Genomic DNA, 16,888 nt, shown 5'->3' with positions numbered 1-16,888 from the left:
GTATAATAGATTACTTGTCAACAGACCCTGGTCAAAAGACTCATTTTATAGGTTTTGAAACAGATGGATACACATAAAGTTTTTGTCAATAGAATTATAAATATGAAGAAAATCAAGTTGATTGGTCTGGATATGGATCACACCTTAATTCGTTATAATTCAGAGAGTTTTGAAGCCCTGGTGTATCAACTGATTAAAGAACGATTGGTTGACCTGAAACAATATCCTGAAGCCATCAAAAATTTGCAATTCAATTATCATGATGCCATACGTGGTTTGGTTATCGACAGTAAAAACGGCAACATTTTAAAGTTAAGTCGTTATGGCGCCATAAGACAAAGTTATCATGGAACCAAATTAATAAGCTTTAATGAACAGCAAAAATTCTACAGAAGTACCTATGTTGATTTAGGCGATCCGAATTACATGGCAATTGATACTTCATTTTCCATTGCCTTCTGTGTTTTATATGGTCAGTTGGTGGATTTAAAAGAAGCGTTTCCAGATGAAATGCCCAATTATCAAACTATAGCTCTGGATGTGCAATATTGTGTTGATAAAGTTCATTCGGATGGCAGTTTAAAAAATATTATTATTAAAGATTTAAACAAATACGTTATAAAAGAAAAGGCGGTCGTTGAGGGTTTAAAGCATTTTATTCGTCATGGAAAAAAGATTTTCATTTTGACCAACTCAGAATACTCCTATACCAAACTATTATTGGATTATGCGATAACTCCCTTTTTGAATAAAGGGGAAACCTGGCAAGATTTATTTGAATACGTCATTACTTTAGCAAATAAACCCCGGTTTTTTTATGATAACTTACGCTTTTTGTCTGTTCATCCTGAAAATGGCACTATGACTAATGTGACTGGGGCTATAGTTCCAGGAGTCTATCAAGGCGGTAATGCTAAAAAGTTTACCGAAAATCTGAACGTGAGCGGTGATGAGATTCTTTATATTGGCGATCATATCTATGGTGATATTTTACGATTGAAAAAAGATTGCAACTGGCGTACCGCTTTAGTTGTTGATGAATTAGGCGAAGAGATCGCAGCTCAATTAAAAGCCCTACCAACTGAGAGAAAAATAGTCGAATCCATGAATGTTAAAAAAAATCTGGAGCAACTCTATGTCAATCTGTGTACTCGGAGCATTGATGAGGCATCAAGAGAATACGACGTTCAAATTCATGATTTGCAGGTGGAAATTTCAGCCATAGACTTACAAATTAGCAAATTATTACAAGAGCAATCCAAGTTTTATAATCCCAAGTGGGAGAGAGTATTCCGTGCTGGGGCAGAAGAAAGTTATTTCGCCTATCAGGTGGATAGATTCGCCTGTATTTATATGGAAAAGCTATCTGATTTTCTGGAACATTCACCAATCACTTATTTCAGGGCACACAGACGATTATTGGCTCATGATATCGAGATTTAATTTTAATTCTTAAGTTTTTCTTAAGGTTTACCCTTTATACTCATTTTGTGAGTCTTAGGGAGTCGAGATGCGAGTATTAATTGTCGAGGACAGTGCGTTTAATGCATTTTGTTTACGTCGTTTGTTGGAGTCAGTGGTGGCACAGGTATCTGTGACTATTGTGAACAATAGCCAGACCGCTTTATCATTGATAAACAGCCACTCTCCGGATATGGTAGTCATTGATGGAGATTTAGGCGCAGACTCTGATGATCACTGTTGTAATGGACCAGAGCTTGTCGACATCCTGATACCTAAATATCCTAATCTTCCCTTGATTGCCTGGTCCGATTCAGAAGTCATGCGAGAAGCATTCAGCCAGGTGTTTAAGCGTCATAATCATTCACTCAATGAATACAACAGCTGGAGCAAAGTCATTAGCATCGACAGAATTTGCAAAACCTGGGCTTATTATTTCGATGAGTTCATGGGGGGGCAAGCAGAGGCCTTCTCCTGTCAATCTTGCGTGGTATCTTGCTGAGTCTGCTTAATCAACAGGTTGGCTTTAAGAGAAGATGTTTCATTCCTGGGCGCGTCTCTAATGAGCAAGACCTGACTCTTCATTCCGTTTGGATTGCCTGTTAAAGCAATAACTCCTATGATTTGGTAACCCTAAGTTTGCATTTCTATTGTGCATTTATTCAACACATTGTTGATAATTGGTGATGAAAGTTGTCAAATGATTGGCATTAACTTATAATGAGCATCTTTTTGCCACTAAGACACTTATCGGATCAGTATGCCTCATTTAAAAACTCCTGCACAACTTGCCACTCACCCAATAGCACACCGAATTCCCTGGAAGATATGGGAAAATGAATTTGATTATCAATCAGGTACTTGGGAATTAAAGTACATGAATTTTGATTTCGGCAAATTTTTACAACAGGTAAATAAATCGTACAATCCTTACAAAGCCATGTTGTGTATGCTGTTAGGTCATCAAGATACATCACCTGAAGAATTGTTACCCGTGCTCTTGAATGTTAAAAAAAAATATTTGGAATTGATGCTCAAAGCGTTGTTAGTAGCGGGACGAACAGACATACTGGAGCGCTACATCAAGCACCCTGATGTCAACATCCATCCACGAGTCCTGCAACACTTTTGGACTCAAGGATGCGTCACTGCTGCACGATATGATAATCATTCGTTCATGCACTTTATGGCACAGTGCTTAACGCCCGCACAGTGGTGGATCACGATTGAATCCAATGATTTTGCCGTGTATATCGAAGCAGCAGCAAATGGCCACACGGCCTTTCTGCACTATCTTGAAGAGCACGAACAGCCTATAAACCGACGTGTGGCTGCACTGGCTCAGAGTTGTCGGGCATTTAAAGAGGCCTTATCAAATGGGCATATTGAGACAATACGTCATCTGAATTCCCTGATGTCGCAGGAATACAGGAATGAAGCGCTCACAGCAGATGATTTTGGCGCTCTGCTAAAAGCTGCAGCAAACGGCCATACCTCTGCCCTGGAATATGCTGAGCAATGGATGACGGAAGAGCAAATCATGAGTATGGTTCAGACCAATCAATTTGAAGCGTACCGAAAAGCAGCTGCCAATGGACATGTGGGTACCTTGAGATACCTTGAACGTCGAATGCGTCCTGAAGACGTCAAAATCGCGATTCTGGCAAATGACTTTGAGACCTATCGAAAAGCCGCCGCAAAAGGGTCTATCGACACCCTGCAGCACCTTGAGTCGCACATGACGAAACAACAGATCACAGCCGCAGTTGTCGCAGATTATTACCATGCATACCGCGGAGCTGCTTTAAACGGCCATGTTGCTACCATGCAGTATCTGGAGCCACGGATGCCCTACGGACGAAAGCATGCTGCATTACGAGCCAACCAATATGAGTTGGTGCGAGCCGCGGCGAACAGGCGTGATGTCCTGACACTTGAGCAGTTACAAACAGGGTTAGAAGACCGTATTTGGAGAGAAGCACTAAGTGTAAATGATTACGAAGCATATGGCCAGGCTGCAGAACGTGGTGATATGGCCACCCTGCACTATTTGGAACGTTGTTTTACTGCGGAACAAATAAATGAAGCGATGTCAATGTCAAACTATGAAGGCGAGGGTTGCACACCTTATATCCGCGCCATCAGAAATGGTCATATGGAGATGGTGCAGCACCTCGAATCCCGGATGACCTCTGAACAAGTATTCGAGGCCTGTCAATCCAGTGATTTTAACCCCTATGCCCTGGCGGACAATGTTAATATACTCAGACACTTGGAATCTCATCTGTCCAAGGTACAAATCTACGGTATTCTAAGTGCAGACTCGTGGTCAGCATACCAAGAAGTCTTGAGTGGTCGAAAAATCGCCAATACAGAGTACCTCGAAACCTATATGTCTGTTGATGATATTAAGCAGAAGTTAAGGGCACATAGTTATAACGTATATCATTATGCAATAGGTTCCGGTTGCCTTTCAAACCTCAGGCACATAGAACAATATCTTGATAAAGAAGAAATTCAGGAAGTGCTTCGAGCAAATAACTACGAAAAACTCAATTATGCCCTATACCGCGGTCATCTTGAAATCTTGAAATACTTTGAAGAACACATTCTATCGCGAGAAGAAATTAGTATGCGACTTAGATCGAATAATTATGGCTCGATCCTAAGTGCTCTATCAACAGATGATATTGAACTCGCTGAGTACCTTAAAGGCTTTGTGACCCCTGAAGAAATAGATGGTGCGCTCAGGAGTAAACGCCTTAAACTATGGGAAGATGCGCTTCGCTACGATCATCGTGAATTCCAGGATCTTCTTGAAGGCTTCATGACTCTTGATGAAATGAAGCAGGTACTTCAGAACATGAAGTTTAGTGTATTCAAAGAAATTGCCATAAATGACCATATCGAAACACTCCAGCATTTGTTTGAAATAATGCCTTCGGATTTCATGGAGGCAGCACTGCAGTCGAATGATTATCAAGCATACAGAAATGCTCTTGGAATGTTGAAGATTGATGTCTTGCGTTACCTTGAGTCTTACATGTCTGGTAAACAAATCCATGCCGCGATTTTGTCTGATAATTATCGTACTTATTTTCTGGCAATGCGACATCCCGAAGCCACGCATTATGTGGAAAGACGATTAAAGCAGCTGGGATCTCCCCGGATTCCGGACCGAGTTATAGCCGATGTGTACCTTGATGCTGCGGCAGGTGGCAAAACCTCCATTCTGCGGCAACTCGAACGGTCAATGACTCCAGAGTTATTAAATACGATACTCCAATGTCTTTGTAACATTGACCATTTTGAGGTGGTATTCGAGACCGAGTCTATTAGTGAATTTCGCCTCACTCGCTGCGCCAAACGACATCCCGATACATTGTGGCATCTTCTGAACCACTTGATATTCATGGATTGGGCGCTTTTGCATCAGGCGGAGTGTGGTGATGTATTGCCGGTATTTTTGTACGAGCGTTGTGAGACATGGCAAGCTGAAGCAAGGGCCTTCGCCGAGAGTAATCCAAACGCGGTCTTTACGCTGGATGAGGCGAACACTGCTTTTGCTCTGCGTGCGGCAATCGGATTTACTCGGCATAACAATCCCTCAGCGCAACAGTTTCTGCGGTTTTTACTGGGTATTCCCAGTGTGGTCGCCCAGGCACATGCTGCAGTTCGCGATGAGGAAAATGCACTCTTGCGCGCAGCGATTCGTCATGAAAACCATAGGGCGATTCAACTGCTTATGACAATACCGCAAGTGTATGCCTTGGCGCAAGCCCATAATTTTTATGCAGATGACATTTCAGGCAATGTGGACCTACGAGCCATAGCACAGGATAGGGAATCGTCCCTGCGTGCCTTAACACCGTTGGAGAAACGTCGCTTATCCCGCCTTCAAAAACATTACGCAGAGAAGATTTTTGGAGGCGAGGACAAAATGGATTCCATCAGAGTAAACCAATTATTGGAAGCGCTGCGTAATTACCTGCGCAAATGTTATGAAGCCAAACCAGCTCGCATCATTATTAATGGCAAGGAATTGATCCTGCCACTGGCATGGGATGCATTTCAGCGGCTTAATCTCACCGGGGAGGTGCGCGCATGTGCATTGAGGGCGTATTACACACACACTGTTCATACCGCGCTTCGCTGGATACTGAAACCCAACCCATGGATGGCGGTTAATGCGTCCTTTGCTGAGAATGATCCGCGGAAAGGATTGGGTTATTCCTCCTTTGAAGGATACAGCAAAGAGATCGTTCTTCTTTGGGCAGCGGCAGCGGACACAACGGCGGCACCTACTGAAGGACATACTCTCGAAGGCCGGATTGTTCATTTTATCACAGAGCTTGCCCTTATCAATCGTGCCCATAATTGGGATAAAAAACGTCTTGCAAAACGCCTTGACGGTACGGAGTTTATGGAACACTACGATGATCTCGAAGGCGACAATCCAAGCTGTTTTTCAGGCGACTTACGTCGTCTTTTTCAATCAATTACTGGACATCCCCTGGTGCGTGCACTTGGAACAGAGCTTCTTGATGCAGAACTTCGTGATTTCGCAAGAGCGCATTTTTCTTCCCGAATCACACCTCAGAACCTGCAGCAACTCCGTGGCATAGCGGAAGCGCTGGTAGATTTGAAAGAATTAAGTGAGCAGCGGATGGAAACTCTTCGTGGACTCGACATTTCTGAGCAGGATTTCAATACCTTTATAGAGAAACTGTCTGAAAAATATGAAATGGAATGGAAGCCATGCCATCTGGCGTATCTGAAAGAGCGTATTGCGCTTAAAGAAGGTGCCTCCTATCATGTCACTCGACTGTGGAGTCTTGTCGATTTTGCACAGCTTCTCGAATCGCAAAAACCATCAGTCACTGCAACGACATCGACATCCGGTTTCTTTGCTGCATCCAGTGGGGCCGCTTCTTCAGTGCCTGTGAGCGACGACAGAGCAAAACGTGATCGTCCTGAAGAAAATTCCGAGGAGCAGAATTCAGAATTATCACAAACGCAAAAGCGCTCTCGTCACTCTTAAAAATCACCAGCCAGGAATGAACTGTCTTCCTGGTTGGCTGTACATTTTGTCTAGTGGATGAGATATCTCCTCATAATACTAGCCAGGATAATGATCTACTATTCAGTATAAACGCTCGTCTTTGCGAGCAACGCGAAGCAATCCAGAACACAGTTCCAATAAGGCTCCGTTGTGGATTGCTTCGCGTTGCTCGCAAAGACGGGTATTTATAGAACCATTTAGAATTAAATAAATATAGTGCCGGTGTTATAAATTATGAGGGGATACCTATTTATGGATACCGCGCATAAAGGATGAGATATCTCCTCATAATACTAGCCAGAATAATGATCTACTATTCAGTATAAACGTTCGTCTTTGCGAGCGAAGCGAAGCAATCCAGAACACAGTTCCAATAAGGCTCCGTTGTGGATTGCTTCGCTTTGCTCCCAAAGACGGGTATTTATAGGAGTATTTAGAATTAAATAAATATAGTGCCGGTGTTATAAATTATGAGGGGATACCTCAGGCATAAAGCCCGGCACGTAGTAAAAAAATAGACAAAATGTTGTATATCTACTTCGTTATTCATCTAAATTCGTGGGGACAAATCTGCCTGAGAGCGTTTCAAAAAAGACTGGTGGTACACATTCGCTTGTTTACCTAAACCTGGAAATTCAGGGATTTCGTCTTTTGAACAGTCTGTTAATGAGCATCATCCCAATTAGCGCCTGTTCCTATTGAAACCAGTAAGGGAACAGAAAGCTCAACCGTATGCTCCATGAGATCATGGATTATTTTAGTGCATGAATCGACTTCTTCATGACGTACTTCAAAAACCAGCTCATCATGTACCTGCATGATCATGCGGGCTGGAGGGTTGATTTGGGAATTTTGCCAGTTTGCTACGGCAAGCATGGTTTTTTTAATGATGTCTGCAGCTGTACCCTGCATGGGTGCATTGATTGCCATGCGCTCCGCAGCCTTTTGCCGCATCATGTTACGGGCATTAATTTCAGGCAAGTAGAGACGTCTTCCAAATAACGTTTCTACATAACCCAATTGATGCGCTTGCTTTCGAGTGCGTTCCATATAGTCGAGTACACCAGGGTATCGTTGAAAATAAGTATCAATGTAATGTTGGGCATCCTGGCGTTCAACGCCAATTTGTTTGGCCAGACCAAAAGCGGACATACCATAAATCAAACCAAAATTAACGGCTTTCGATTTTCTTCTTTGTTCTGAAGTGACTTGATCGAGAGGCGTTTGAAAAATTTCACTGGCTGTTGCTGCATGAATATCCCATCCATTCGCAAAGGCTTTCAGTAAATTTTTATCTTGCGATAAATGCGCCATAATACGTAACTCAATCTGAGAATAATCTGCGGCAAGAATGACACAGCCTGGTGGCGCAATGAATGCTGTTCGAATTAATCTACCTTCTTCACTTCTTATGGGTATATTTTGCAAATTGGGTTCGCTTGAGGATAAACGCCCCGTTGCAGCGACAGCCTGATTGTATGAAGTATGTACTCTATGCGTTTTGGGGTTGATTTTTTTAGGCAAGGCATCAATGTAAGTTGATACTAACTTGGTCAATCCGCGATATTCCAGGATGACAGCGGCAAGTCTGAAATCAAAAGCCAGCTCCTGTAAAACCGATTCTGCAGTGGAGGGTTGTCCGGTTGGTGTTTTTGATATAACCGGTAATTTGAGCTCATCAAATAAAATTTCCTGTAATTGCTTCGGAGAATTAAGGTTAAAAGGTCTTCCAGCCAATTGAAGCGCTTCGTTTTCTAATTCTCCAATTCGCTCTTTTAATCGCTTGCCATGATTTTTCAGGGTGATTGGATCAATTAATACACCGTATCGTTCCATATCGGCAAGCACGGTGAGCAAAGGCATTTCAATAGTCTGAAATACTTCGCGTAACGACTCGTCCATCATGGGATACAGTTTATGGTGGAGCTGTAACGTGATGTCTGCGTCTTCCGCAGCATAAATTCCTGCTTTGGCTACGGGTATCTGATCAAATCTGAGTTGTTTCGCACCTTTTCCGGCAATTTCTTCAAAACTGATGGTTTTAACGCCCAAATATTTTAAGGCTAATGTGTCCATGTCATGGCGTCCGGCACTACTATTGAGCACGTAAGACTCTAACATGGTGTCGTAGGCAATTCCTTTTAAGGTAATGTCATGATTCTTAAACACTTCATAATCATACTTTATATTCTGCCCAATTTTTTTAATATCGGAATTTTCAAGGATGGGTTTTAATGCAGTTAAAACTTCTTCCCGTTCCAATTGAGGACTGCCATCTGTATGTATTAAAGGAATATACATTCCCTTTTCTTCCTCAATGGCCATTGAGATGCCAACAATTTCTGCTTCCATAAAATCCAGACTGGTCGTTTCAGTATCTACAGAAAAAATGGGACATTGTTCCAATTTGTTTAACCAGTGGTTTAATTGCTCATTGGATGTGATGATTTCATACGATGTATATGAGGTACTCGGTTCATCCGTTTGAGTTGGTTGGTTTTCTTCCTGTCCTAATAATTCTTTAAGCCAGTTCTTGAATTCCAGTTCTCGGGTGAGTTCGATTAACTGCTCTAAGTCGGCCGGTTTTGGTTTTAAATCATTCAGGGTTAAGGGGAGTTCCAGATCTGTTTTGATGGTGACCAATTTTTTGGATAAAGCCAAGTGAGGGATGCAGGCACGTAAATGCTCTCCAATTTTACCGCCAATAGCATCTGCATGTTGAATCAGGTTATCCAGAGTTTTGTATTCATCCAACCATTTTACTGCGGTTTTGGGACCACATTTGGTCACTCCGGGTACGTTATCTACAGTATCACCAATGAGCGTCAGGTAATCAATAATTTGCTCGGGGGTGACGCCAAATTTTTCTTTGACCCCATTTACATCCATGCTGTAATTGCTCATCGTATTAATCAGTGAAACATGTTGGTTGACTAATTGAGCCATATCTTTATCGCCAGTCGATATGACAACGGATAAACCAAGCTCTGTTGCCTGATGCGCTAAAGTACCAATAACATCATCGGCCTCAACTCCATCAACGATCAACAAAGGTAAACCCATGGCCTGCAAGAGCTGGATTAAGGGTTGAAATTGAGAGCTTAGTTCTATTGGCATAGGTGGTCTGTGTGCTTTGTATTCTGGATACCAATCGTCTCGGAATGTTTTTCCTTTTGCATCAAAAACTACTGCCAATTCTTCAGGTTGGTAGTCTTTAATCAATTTTTTTATCATGTTGGCTACCCCATAGACTGCTCCAGTGGGTTGGCCTTTTGAATTGGTTAATGGGGGTAAGGCATGAAATGCCCGAAAAAAATAGGATGATCCATCAATCAAAATTATCGGGGCTTTCATCATTATTCTGCCTCTTGTACGGCTAATCGTTTATTCAGGAGTGCAACCTGCTCGGTCAGAGTTTTAATATTTTTACGCATTAAAGGAATACGATTTACTGATAACTCATGTTTTATTGCTATATCTTTGGGGCGAGCCGGATTACCTAAATAAATGGTTCCTTCTTTCAAATGTTTATTAGGTGGTACACCTGTTCTGGCTCCCAGGATTACTCCATCGTCGATACGAACATGATCACTGACCCCGACATTAGCCGCAAATATGACATTATTACCTGTTGTGGTACTTCCAGCGATTCCAGTAAAACCACATAAAATATTATGTTTGCCCAATTTAACCGAGTGTGCAACCTGGACCAGATTATCAATTTTAGTCCCCTGACCAATGACGGTCGCCCCCATGGTGGCTCGGTCCACCGCAGTATTGGCGCCAATTTCTACATCGTTTTCAATGATAACCCGACCTAAATGAGGAACTTTAAGGTGTTGTCCGTCGACAAAAGTATATCCAAATCCATCCGAGCCAATTACGGTTGATGCGTGAATTGTTACTCCTGAGCCTATCTGAGTATTATCATATACTGTTACATGAGCGTGTATGGTGGTGTTATCCCCCATTACGACGTCATGGCCAACGTGTATGTGACTTTTAAGGACGCAGTTGTTACCTATCTTGCTTCCTGACTCGATCACGACGTAAGGGCCTATAGACACACCCTCACCCAGTTGAACTTCTTCACCTATGACGGCTGTAGGATGAATACCGGCAATTGCTTTTTTAGGAGGGTTAAAATGATGGAGTAATTTAATAAAGGCTTTGAAGGGATGAGGAACCTGTATCAGTGGTTTATTGGATTTAATTGTTGATTGCCCTACCAATATGGCTGCTGCTTCCGAGAGTTCAGCTAATTTAATATTGTCCTCACCTTCAGCAAAAACTAATGAACCGGGAGTAATATTATCTATGGGGGATAAGGCGGAAATTATTATTGAGTCATTACCTATCACAATTCCTTGAACCAGATTTGCTATATCACAAAGTGAGGTATTCATTCATTAACCTTTTTATTCTGCAAAATAGGTCGATTATATACCCCTTACTCTTCATTTTCGAGTTAATACGAATAGAAATCAGGACTGTTCCATTTGCCTGTGACCGAATGATTTAGATTTCAATAGAAAAAAATACTTAAATAAGGTATAAAAACAGATAATTAGTAGTTCATTCATTTTTACTTGAGCCTCACTGGGTGACTAATTTGAAATCAAAAGGATGGGATATGTTAAAAAGAATAATGATCGCCGGACTTGGTGCTTCCTTGACAATGAGTGCTTCTGCTGCAGAATTGGTTTATGAAGAAGGAATACCGGTACTTTGGTCATCGATAATTACTTTAAGTGGTGGCCCATCCTGGTCTGCTCCCGGGCAAAGTCAATATTTGTATCCTGAACCCATTCCTCGCTTTGATCATTATACCTATAACTCAAAGACCGGTGTGATGGCAAACGCAGAAATTTTCTTTGGATTGCAACGTATGGTTCGACCCAACATCCTCGGTGAATTGGGACTTGGGGTAGCTGGTGCCAGTGATGCCAAGATTACTGGTAATGTCAATGTTGATGGTATTCCGGATTTTTATTCATTTCAGTATAAAGTAAATCATGTTCGGGTTGAAATGAAAGGCAGACTGATAGGAAATTTAATTCAGCCTGTTCAACCTTATGTGAGTGGTAGTTTTGGCGCCGGATTTAATAATTCACATGGGTTTAACTCACTCTCTATAAGTCCTTACTTATACCCATCACCCTGGTTTGCCGACAATACGACCGTCGCATTTTCCTATACGCTGGGTGTTGGCGTGCAATTAATGTTGAATCCTAACTGGCAGGTTGCCGCTGGATATGAATGGGGTGATTGGGGCAAAAGCTATTTGGGTGGTGATGGTAATACAATTACCAAAGGACCACGGCTAACTCACTTATATACTAATGAAGTATTGCTTAGCTTAAGTTATTTATTTACTGCTTAGCCTAAGGTATTTATTTACATAGTACTCTTTCACAGTTTATTTTTCTTTTGAAAGAGTATTTGAGCGTCGAATGATTTAAATAGATACACATCTCAAAGTCTCGATGTACCGTGGCTTGTCCACGGGATCCATTGATGTCATGAGATTCCTGGATCTCGTGGACAAGCCACGGGACGTCGAAACAGTTTATGAGTTAATATTTGAAACGTATAAATGGTCAAATATAACTTGCGCATATTTAAATCATTCAGCGCTTTAACCTCTGTATTTACGTAGCACTAATGCTGCGTTTGCACCACCAAATGCGAAATGATTGGATAATGCTATGTCTATCACTTTGGGTCGGGATACATTGGGTACATAATCCAGATCGCAAGCTGGATCAGGAGTATTCAAGTTGATGGTGGGTAAAAGGATATCGTTTTGCAGGCACAAGGTAGTGGCTATAATTTCCATGGCGCCGGCAGCACCGATAGTATGCCCCGTCATGGCTTTTTGAGCCGTGATTGGGATTTCGTAGGCTTTTTTTCCAAAAACAGACTTGATTGTTTCCGTTTCAGTACTGTCATTTAACTGGGTACCCGTACCATGAGCATTGATGTAGTGAACATCATTAATGGATAATTTTGCATCATTTAACGCTGCGGTGATTGCTCGTGATTGTCCTTGAGAATTAGGTGCTGTGACGTGAAACGCATCACAGCTGGCACCAAAGCCAATAATTTCAGCGAGAATTTTTGCTCCCCTTGCTTTAGCTTGCTGCAGTTCTTCCAGAATTAGTACGCCCGCGCCATCGGCCATCACCATTCCATCCCGATTAAAATCAAAGGGACGACTGGCTTGAGTTGGGTTTTCATTGTTAGTCGACATGACGCGCAGTTTACACCAGCCTGCCATTACCGATTCCCAAATTAGAGATTCGGTTCCACCACAAAGAGCTGTAGAAATGTTTCCCTGGGAAATTTGTTGGTATGCAGTGCCAATGGCTTCACCAGAAGAAACACAGGCGTTGGAAATGGTAGAATTGGGTCCGCCAATACCGAAGGCTATGGCTATATGATTGGCAACAGAGTTAGGCATACCTCTTATCACACTCAGTGGGGGAATTTTTTTCCAGCTTTCAGTAAAAAATGCTTTATAGCCCACTTCCAACTCTGGGTGACCACCAAGGCTTGTACCGATGTATGTTCCTGCTGATGCAAGATCCTGTGCCGTAAGCCCAGCTTGTTCAATCGCGTTATGAGCACAATACAAGGCATACTGGGCTGCTTTGGGATAACGTTTGCTTTTATTAAATTCTGGAAGATTATCCAGCGATAAATCGGTAATTTCGCCAGCAATTTGAGTTGTATACGGCGAAGGATCATAGGCTTGTATTCGTTTGATACCACAAAGACCCTGGATTGCGGCATTCCAAAATTTATCAATTCCAGTTCCTATGGAAGAAGTAATTTCCATGCCAGTGATCACAACCCTTTTTTTCATTAATGGTCCTTTTTGTTCAATAAATAACGCCTTCCTTTAGGCAGACACCAGCAATACTAAAGGTGAGGTTTAAATAAAGTCAAGTTCTAATTAATATATGTTTCAGAAGACCTTTAGTGGCGGTTATGCACAAGGCCTGGGATGAACGTAAAACTGACGCCACCTGTTTCATTGTTGTAGATTATTTGAATATCAAAAGACGCTAATGAGTGGCGTATTAATAGGATTCAGGAGTGGGGTGCAGCATACTGAATCACTCTAAAGTTTTTGTAACTGCTTCAGGTTTATTTCCCAGTAGTCACATGCATTTTGTATCAGAAAACCAAGTCTGGAATACAAGTTAAGCGCTTTAAGATTATGGGTTTCTACATCCAGATTGAGATGAGGTTTACCTTCAATTAATGCTTGATTGATGCAATACGTGATTAATGTGGTTCCTAATCCTTTACCTTGATAAGCGGGTAAAATGGCGATATCGGATAGAGTAGCTCCATTATCTTGCCAGCGCAGATGCGCCTTTCCAATGGGTTTGTTATTTTTTATAGCAATTACGATTTGATATTCTCTTCCTTCAATTAAATGTTGGAATCGTTCAACCGAGTCGACGTAATGTTTTGGAAAGCATACTTTATCGATGGCTGATAAAATGGGAATATCATTCATGTTGGCTTTACGAAACGTCAAGGATTTATTGTTATCAAGTAAGGGATTTAAATCTTCCCGTTCCATATAATATTCGCTATGAAGGTAGGTAAATCCCTTCGCAAGTAACCATTGATCGTTAAGATGAGAGGGGCTTGAGAAAATTAATCTATGAAATTCATGGTATTCAATAAGAGGTATTATTGATGCGATAAGTTCCCTGGCTATTCCTTGTTTGCGTTCGGAAGGTTTTACAATGAGTGCGATTTCAACAGCGTCCTCATAAAAGAAATAGGCACTTAAAAATCCAATTAATTGTTCTTTTTTATAATAAAGCAAGCTGGCTGGCAGTGAACGGACTTGGCTCAAAATATGAGTATAAACATTAGGGGTGCTTCCGTCAGATTTTTTACAGACAGCCATTAACTCCTCTAGTTCCTTGAGTTGTTGCGTATTGAGTTGGTTTATATTAGTAATCATAGTGCTACTTTATAATTCCTATTTATTATTGCTAAGATTAGCGTGTTTTATCAAGAATTGCTTATTTTTTAGAAAAAAGTTTGAGATAAGCACCATAACCTCTTTGTGCCATTTGATCCTTGGGAATAAACTCTAAAGAAGCTGAATTGATGCAGTAACGGAGTCCACCAGGTTGCGGACCGTCAGTAAAAAGATCCCCTAAATGAGAGTCGCCATTCTTTGATTTTACTTCAGTGCGTACAAAGAATAGATAATGTCGGCCTGTATGCAAAGTAATAAATTGCATGTCGATTGGTTTGGTAAAACTTGGCCAGCCGGTTCCCGAGGAAAATTTATCAGTAGAACTGAATAAGGGCTCACCTGATACGATATCGACATAGATTCCTTCTGCCTCATTATCCCAATACGCATTCTTGAAAGGCGGTTCAGTTGCGCCTTCCTGAGTCACTTCATATTGCAAAGGAGTGAGTTGCTTCAGTTTTTGCTCTTTATCAAATGCAGGGTACGCTTGAGTCAGAAAACTGATGAAAAAAAAGCAGATTACAGTAATGTATTTAATGGGTTTCATGAGACCATACCTCTTCTACTCGAGCATCTCGGCCGCAACGGTAACGATAATATTTATAACGAATTGGATTTTTTTGATAATAATTCTGGTGGTATTCTTCCGCGGGATAAAAATGTGTCGTAGGTACTATCTCGGTATAGAGTTCCGAAAATGTATGCTTCAGTGATTCCTTGACTGTTTCAGCTGTATTTTTTTGTTCATTATTTAAATAGAAAACAGCACTACGGTATTGACGACCTTGATCACAAAATTGCCCATCTTTGGTCGTTGGATCGATGTGTCTGAAAAAATAGTCGACTAATTGCTTATAGCTGATTTTATTCGAGTCAAATTCTACAAGGACTGATTCTGCATAATTGGTTCCTCCGGCAGATACCTGTTCATAGGTCGGATTTTTAATGGTATCCCCATCATATCCAGAAGTTGTTGAGATGACTCCAGGAAGGTGATCAAAATCAGCTTCCATGCACCAGAAACAACCTCCGGCAAAAATCGCCTGTTCGGTTTTGGCAAAACCCGAGATTGATATGAGAAACAGGATGCAGACAACACCTGAACGAATGAAGGGATTTATCATGTTGGTCCGCTCTCCTGAAGTATCTGGATGATACAATGTCACTATATTTAGTTTAGTATATATCAACGGGCAGAATGACTGTTTTTTTTAAATTCCATCATTCGAATCAAGGCTGTAAAGCAAACTAAAATACAAAACAACCATGCTAAAGGATTAAAATATCCGGGGTATAAGGTCATGGCAATAAAGAAAATAAATGCTTCTGCCCGCTCCATTAATCCTGGGCTGTAGTGAAAACTTTTATGGGTATTGTTGTTGGTGAATATGCCTACAACAAGAAAGCTGGTAATACAGAGCAAGATACTGCCTAACATTAAAATGGCAGAAAAAGCATTTTGAATTGGATTAAATAGATAAAATGCAAAAATTACTGCAAATTCAACGATTCGGTCAATAATGATGTCCATTGCTGAGCCAAAGTCGCTTGACTTGCCTTGAAAGCGGGCTATTGAGCCATCAAGTGTATCTAAATACCCTGAGATTAAGAGACAGCTAATTGCTAAAAACGGTTTATGTAATAAAAGGCAAGGAATAAATAATAAACCAAAAAAGCCAGATAACCAGGTAATTGATAATGGTGTTATTCGATTATTTAAACGACAGACTAGAGGATCAACCAACACACGTTGATAATGATGTCTTAATGTTTGTTCTAACATAATGTTTCCCTTAAATTTTAATAGAGTCAGGTCTTACAAAAAACGTTCAATCTCTTCATTAAAAATTCAAATAAGGAAATTCACTCTTCAGAAGATGCACTACTTTATCCAGGTAATTCTTGCTCTTGATAATTAGGAGGATGGTATCATCACCGGCAATAGTACCCAGAATTCCTGAATCTTTATTTTCAAATGAATGATAATCGACATATTTTTGATCAATGTAATAGCCAATGCTGTTTGCGTTACCTGGTTCTGTATGCAATACAATGAGTCCATATTCAGAAATATTAATGCCAAGTATCAATGGTAAATTAGACGATTTAAAATCAACAACCTTATACACTCCGGAAACTTTGGCAATATTCAATTTTTTTAAACGTCGCGATAAAGTCGCCTGAGGAACATCATAACCTCTGGCCTTTAAATACTGTTGCAATTCCATCTGCTCCGCAATTTTACTGCTTTGAACAATAGTTAAAATATGCCCATCCAATACGGCATCACGCGACATAAAACCTCCCATTATAATTTGAATATGCAATCAATTGTTTGAAATTATATCCATTAA

12 protein-coding genes are annotated in these 16,888 nt (G+C 41.0%); 4 read left to right on the top strand and 8 right to left on the bottom strand.

The window, feature by feature from the left end:
* The first annotated feature begins 63 nt into the window (after positions 1–63).
* The 3 genes from Lqua_RS03940 to Lqua_RS03930 all read left to right on the top strand — a co-directional run bounded on the left by Lqua_RS03940 (position 64) and on the right by Lqua_RS03930 (position 6,502).
* Positions 64–1,443 (top strand): HAD-IG family 5'-nucleotidase, encoded by a 1,380-nt coding sequence (locus Lqua_RS03940; protein WP_058472969.1) that lies wholly within the window; start codon positions 64–66, stop codon positions 1,441–1,443.
* Positions 1,444–1,510: 67 nt separating this feature from the next.
* Positions 1,511–1,963: a response regulator gene (locus Lqua_RS03935; RefSeq protein WP_058472968.1), complete on the top strand. Its 453-nt coding sequence runs from the start codon at positions 1,511–1,513 to the stop codon at positions 1,961–1,963.
* Positions 1,964–2,221: 258 nt separating this feature from the next.
* Positions 2,222–6,502 carry a hypothetical protein gene (locus tag Lqua_RS03930; RefSeq protein ID WP_058472967.1) on the top strand — a complete coding sequence of 1,427 codons (4,281 nt, stop codon included), beginning with the start codon at positions 2,222–2,224 and terminating at the stop codon, positions 6,500–6,502.
* A 684-nt stretch (positions 6,503–7,186) separates the two neighbouring features.
* On the opposite strand, the gene polA is transcribed toward Lqua_RS03930, so the two are convergent.
* Both polA and lpxD read right to left on the bottom strand, forming a co-directional pair.
* Complete coding sequence (gene polA / locus Lqua_RS03925) at positions 7,187–9,877, bottom strand: DNA polymerase I (RefSeq protein ID WP_083501253.1); 2,691 nt, start codon at positions 9,875–9,877, stop codon at positions 7,187–7,189.
* A gap of 2 nt (positions 9,878–9,879) precedes the next feature.
* Positions 9,880–10,929 (bottom strand): UDP-3-O-(3-hydroxymyristoyl)glucosamine N-acyltransferase, encoded by a 1,050-nt coding sequence (gene lpxD, locus Lqua_RS03920; protein WP_058472965.1) that lies wholly within the window; start codon positions 10,927–10,929, stop codon positions 9,880–9,882.
* A 227-nt stretch (positions 10,930–11,156) separates the two neighbouring features.
* On the opposite strand from lpxD, the gene Lqua_RS03915 reads away from it, so the two are divergent.
* The gene (locus Lqua_RS03915; protein ID WP_058472964.1) at positions 11,157–11,906 is read left to right on the top strand and encodes an outer membrane protein; all 750 of its coding nucleotides are present in this window, start codon (positions 11,157–11,159) and stop codon (positions 11,904–11,906) included.
* Between the two features lie 255 nt (positions 11,907–12,161).
* On the opposite strand, the gene Lqua_RS03910 is transcribed toward Lqua_RS03915, so the two are convergent.
* The 6 genes from Lqua_RS03910 to Lqua_RS03885 all read right to left on the bottom strand — a co-directional run bounded on the left by Lqua_RS03910 (position 12,162) and on the right by Lqua_RS03885 (position 16,831).
* On the bottom strand, positions 12,162–13,391 hold the full coding sequence (locus Lqua_RS03910) for a beta-ketoacyl-[acyl-carrier-protein] synthase family protein (protein ID WP_058472963.1): 1,230 nt from the start codon (positions 13,389–13,391) through the stop codon (positions 12,162–12,164).
* A 258-nt stretch (positions 13,392–13,649) separates the two neighbouring features.
* Entirely contained in the window at positions 13,650–14,513 is an 864-nt protein-coding gene (locus Lqua_RS03905) for a GNAT family N-acetyltransferase (protein WP_058472962.1), read from the bottom strand.
* Between the two features lie 61 nt (positions 14,514–14,574).
* Entirely contained in the window at positions 14,575–15,081 is a 507-nt protein-coding gene (gene msrB, locus Lqua_RS03900; protein WP_058472961.1) for a peptide-methionine (R)-S-oxide reductase MsrB, read from the bottom strand.
* The gene (msrA, locus tag Lqua_RS03895; protein ID WP_058472960.1) at positions 15,068–15,658 is read right to left on the bottom strand and encodes a peptide-methionine (S)-S-oxide reductase MsrA; all 591 of its coding nucleotides are present in this window, start codon (positions 15,656–15,658) and stop codon (positions 15,068–15,070) included. Before msrA ends, msrB begins: the two co-directional genes overlap by 14 nt.
* A 62-nt stretch (positions 15,659–15,720) precedes the next feature.
* Complete coding sequence (locus Lqua_RS03890) at positions 15,721–16,317, bottom strand: CDP-alcohol phosphatidyltransferase family protein (RefSeq protein WP_058472959.1); 597 nt, start codon at positions 16,315–16,317, stop codon at positions 15,721–15,723.
* A gap of 58 nt (positions 16,318–16,375) precedes the next feature.
* Entirely contained in the window at positions 16,376–16,831 is a 456-nt protein-coding gene (locus tag Lqua_RS03885; RefSeq protein ID WP_058472958.1) for an arginine repressor, read from the bottom strand.
* Positions 16,832–16,888 lie beyond the last annotated feature (57 nt).

It is taken from the genome of Legionella quateirensis (assembly GCF_001467955.1).
GTDB classification, from domain to species: Bacteria; Pseudomonadota; Gammaproteobacteria; order Legionellales; family Legionellaceae; genus Legionella; species Legionella quateirensis.
The sequence above is the reverse complement of the archived record's forward strand: the minus strand, read 5'-3'. Positions and strand labels throughout refer to the sequence as shown.